General features: G+C 66.2%; 3 protein-coding genes. 1 reads left to right on the forward strand and 2 read right to left on the reverse strand.

Translation table 11 applies throughout. The features are described 5' to 3' along the window. Together ACESNG_RS12595 and ACESNG_RS12600 are read right to left on the reverse strand one after the other, a co-directional pair. The coding region (locus ACESNG_RS12595; protein WP_373069229.1) for an aldo/keto reductase at positions 1-383 on the reverse strand (383 nt) is incomplete at its 3' end. Beyond that, positions 380-751, reverse strand: a complete 372-nt coding sequence (locus ACESNG_RS12600; RefSeq protein ID WP_373063169.1) for a TIGR04076 family protein — start codon at positions 749-751, stop codon at positions 380-382. The genes ACESNG_RS12600 and ACESNG_RS12595, both read right to left, overlap by 4 nt. Before the next feature lie 38 nt (positions 752-789). On the opposite strand from ACESNG_RS12600, the gene ACESNG_RS12605 reads away from it, so the two are divergent. Then, positions 790-2,057, forward strand: a 1,268-nt coding sequence (locus tag ACESNG_RS12605; protein ID WP_373069231.1) for a Na+/H+ antiporter NhaC family protein, incomplete at its 3' end; no start/stop codon positions are given.

Raw genomic sequence — 2,057 nt, forward strand, 5'->3', positions numbered from 1 at the left:
GCATCGACGCCCAGTCGCGTGAGTGATCGATCGATCAGTCGCTCGACGTCGGCACGCGTGAGCGTGGCTAGCGCGTCACGATCAGGCACGCACTTGGTGTGCACGCGAATTGCGGGCGCCGCGGCGCCGTACCGTTCATGCCAGCCGCGCAGGAACGCGCCGATGAGCTCTTCCACGCCGGTATAAATGTCGGCACAATCGAACGCCGTTATGCCGGCCTCGGCGAACGCCACCATGTCGGCAATGGCCTGCGCGCGATCGACCGTGCCGTGTCCACCGGCCAGCTGCCAGCCGCCCTTGATGAGACGGGGCACGACGTACCCCGGCGCCAGTTCACGCGAAGGGACCGCGTTGTCACCACGCGACTGATCAACGGCACTCATGCTTCCCCCAACGCAACAGGAAGCGGCACCAACGTCACGTCGGCATGACGGAAAGTCGTGGTACCAATACGCGTGATGCGAAACCTCCCGCCGCAGTGTGGATCGGGACAGGCGATCTCGGCGTCGGTCGTCATCCAGTCATTGGGATGCGTGGGACGCTGCTTGGCGGGCAACAGCGGCAAGAGCGCCGCCAGCGGATACAGCGGGAACGACTGGCCGGCGGGGAACTCGAGGTTCTCGCCGCGCAGCGTGAAATAGTCGCCCGCCTGGTGGTTGCATACCATGGGGCGGTCGGTGGCGATCACGTCTACCCGCAGATCGAACAGCGTGAAGGCATCGTCGTGGATATCCCGCGTGGTCTCAGACATGGCGCGAACGATAGCGCCACACGACCTTGTCCTGCCATATGCCCAGTCCAACGCCGTCGCCCCACCCCTCGCCCACTCCGCTCACCTTCGTGGGCGGACTGGCCGGTGCGCTGGCGCCGTTCGCGGCGTTTCTGGCCGGCGTGGCGTGGCTCGCGCTCAACGGCGCTCCCGACGAGAAGGGATTCTGGCCTATTCTGCTGGGCGCACTCACACTCGGGCTGCTGCTGGCCAAGGACCGCGAGCGTTACGCCGAGGCGATGCTGGATGGCATGAGCCAGCGCGTGGTGATGGTGATGTTGTGCGCGTGGCTGTTCGCCGGCGTGATGGGCGCGGTGCTCAGCGCGGGTGGCTTGGTGACCGGGCTGGCGTGGCTCTCGCGCACCTTGGGGCTCAGCGGCGGTGCATACGTCGCCGCGACGTTTCTCACGACAGCCATCGTCGCCACGGCGACGGGCACGAGCTTCGGCACGATCCTGTTGTGCGGCCCGATCCTGTATCCAGCCGGTGGTGCGGCAGGCGCCATGCCGGCGGCGTTGATGGGGGCGTTGCTCGCTGGCGCCACGTTCGGCGACTCGATGTCACCGGTATCCGATACCACCATCGCTTCGAGTGGCACGCAGCGCGTGGACATCGGCGGCACCGTGCGCAGTCGGTTGCGCTACGCGGTGCCGGCGGGCTTCGTGGCACTGGTCGTGTCGGCGCTGTTGGGCGGCGGCACGGTGGTCGATCATGTGAGTGTCACGCTGTCGAACGCCGCGCAGGCGGTACCAGCGTCACCCAAGGGATTGCTTCTGCTCGTCTCGCCCGCACTGGTGATCGCCATGCTGCTGCGTCGCACGCATCTCATTACGGCGCTGCTGACCGGCGTGGCCAGTTCGGTGGGCATCGCCCTCGTATTTCAGCTCGTGACACCGTTCGACCTGCTGCACATCGCCCCCGGCACCTTCGGCGCGACCGGTGTGCTGGTAGACGGCATGCAACGCGCGATCGGCGTGAGTGTGTTCACCCTTTTGCTGGTGGCACTGGTGGGTACGCTGCAGGCCACCGACGTGCTGGAGCGTTTGGTGAGCGCATCAGAGCAGCGGGCGCAGTCGGTTCGGGCCGCCGAGGGGTGGATGGTGGGAGTGGTATCGGCGGCGGTGCTGATCACCACGCATAGTGTGGTAGCGATTCTGGCGGTCGGTGAGTTTGCACGTCAGACCGGTGAGCGCTTCGGCATCAGCGGCTACCGACGCGCGAATCTGCTCGATCTCACCGTGTGTACGTGGCCCTTTTTGCTGCCGTATTTTCTACCCACGATTCTGAC

Source organism: Gemmatimonas sp. (assembly GCF_041689975.1).
In the GTDB taxonomy this organism is placed as follows: Bacteria; Gemmatimonadota; Gemmatimonadetes; order Gemmatimonadales; family Gemmatimonadaceae; genus Gemmatimonas.